Source organism: Pedobacter sp. 01T416_2, from assembly GCF_056398925.1.
Window position 1 is genome coordinate 1 of record NZ_JBFTQI010001041.1, and the last position, 1,589, is coordinate 1,589.

The window sequence follows — 1,589 nt, forward strand, 5'->3', positions numbered from 1 at the left end:
GATGTAGATGACCCAAAGCTAAAGGATTACGAGTTTTGCCATTCCGATCACCTTTCGATGGTGAGGAAATCGGAGGTAATGCAGGGGCTGCCCAATCCAAAAATACTTAATTTTTACCATCCCGAACTTCAGGGCATTAAGCTCACCTCAAACCTTTATTCTTTTTGTTGGAAACAGCCACATAGTGTATGGTATTTAGCTACCGCAAAAATAATTGTAGACTTAGGTGGGCATTTTTTATATGAGCTAAAACAGCGTAACCAATTAAATGGAAATTATCCTTACCTGAAAATGTTAAGTAGGAAAGCCTTTATCGATTGGCATACCCCGCCAGAGCTTTAAGTATAACCTTCGAAAAATAAATTCAGTAATTAATGATAAGATCTGGAGARATCAAAGTGTGACGGGAAAAGTAGCGTATTAAATCCCTTTATCTAAGAAATTTAATACGCTAAACCGCATTATTTCATGCTATCGTTAATTTTATTGATCATCACCAAATGGCTTTGAACTATTGGTGCTGTTTTAGTCGCAAATGCCTTAAGATCTGCATCTTTAGCATCTCTTAATTCATCTTCCATTAATTTTAGTGTAGATTTATGCCCACTCACCATGGCATCAACATAAGCTTTGTCAAAATCTGCACCTGATTTTTTGCTCAGGTCATCCATTTTTTTCTTGTGCTCATCGTCTACAGTGCTTGGTAGTGTAATGTTTTTTTGTTTCGCAATGGCCATTAATTCGGTGTTTGCCATGCCGTGGTCTTTTACCATCATGGTTGCAAATTCTTTAACCTGTGGATTGCTACTTTTTTCGAGGGCCAGTTTTCCTAGTTCTACTTCAGCCATACCGCCAACTGCTGCCTGTGTAGTAAACTTCGCATCAGCTTCATCTACCGCAATTCCTCCGGTGGCAGCTGCATTGGTTGAACTGTCTTTAGCCATGTTTAAACTATCGGCACTTTCTTTGGCATCCTTGTTTCCTCCATTGCAGGCCTGAAATGCTAATGCAGAAATGGCGAATACATAAATTAACTTTTTCATATGCTTTGTTTTTTGTTGTATCTACATAAACATGTTTTAAACTAAAAGGGTTTTAAGCTTTTAAAATAATCAGATTTCGGTAAATGTCAGGTGCTCAGCTGAGTAAGCCGGTTTTCGTTGTAGGAGTGATGGAGAAGGTTTTGAAATTACTAATTCTTATTTGGGCTTGATCTAAATATTAGATATATTTTCCCAGGTAAAGTGATGGCTTTTTTTGCGTCACTAATAGGTGCAAGTTTGCCTATAACCGGCTTTCTAATCTGGTATGGTAGGAAATTCAAAAAGAAAGCTGTAAAGAAAGCGCCCGTTTTAACCGAAGGCGATAATAAGCCTGCTGGTTTTAAGCCGAGAGCTAAAATTCCGGAAAAAAAAGTGGAAGAAGTTTTGGAATAACACCATTTGTTTTTAACACATATTCCTGAGACGATCGTCATGCTGAATTTAATTCAGCATCTTTTCTACTATTAAGACCCTGAAATGAATTCAGGGTGACGAAACAAGAAAACCCGGACATTGTCCGGGTTTTCTTGTTTTAATGCCTTACAA

The 1,589-nt window shown here is 37.8% G+C and carries 1 protein-coding gene and 2 pseudogenes; 2 read left to right on the forward strand and 1 reads right to left on the reverse strand.

What is annotated here, in order from left to right:
* Nucleotides 1-342, forward strand: a pseudogene (locus tag AC1DPQ_RS27140) (competence protein); the annotation flags it as partial.
* 119 nt (nucleotides 343-461) lie between these two features.
* Here AC1DPQ_RS27140 and AC1DPQ_RS27145 read toward each other — a convergent pair.
* Entirely contained in the window at nucleotides 462-1,043 is a 582-nt protein-coding gene (locus AC1DPQ_RS27145; protein WP_215129083.1) for a DUF4142 domain-containing protein, read from the reverse strand.
* A 189-nt stretch (nucleotides 1,044-1,232) separates the two neighbouring features.
* Here AC1DPQ_RS27145 and AC1DPQ_RS27150 point away from each other — a divergent pair.
* Nucleotides 1,233-1,436 (forward strand): annotated as a pseudogene (locus AC1DPQ_RS27150) (PepSY-associated TM helix domain-containing protein); the annotation flags it as partial.
* Nucleotides 1,437-1,589: the final 153 nt, after the last annotated feature.

Bases quoted from the DNA above. Each gene is read 5' to 3' on its own strand.
- AC1DPQ_RS27145 (WP_215129083.1), bottom strand. From the start codon at position 1,043: ATGAAAAAGTTAATTTATGTATTCGCCATTTCTGCATTAGCATTTCAG.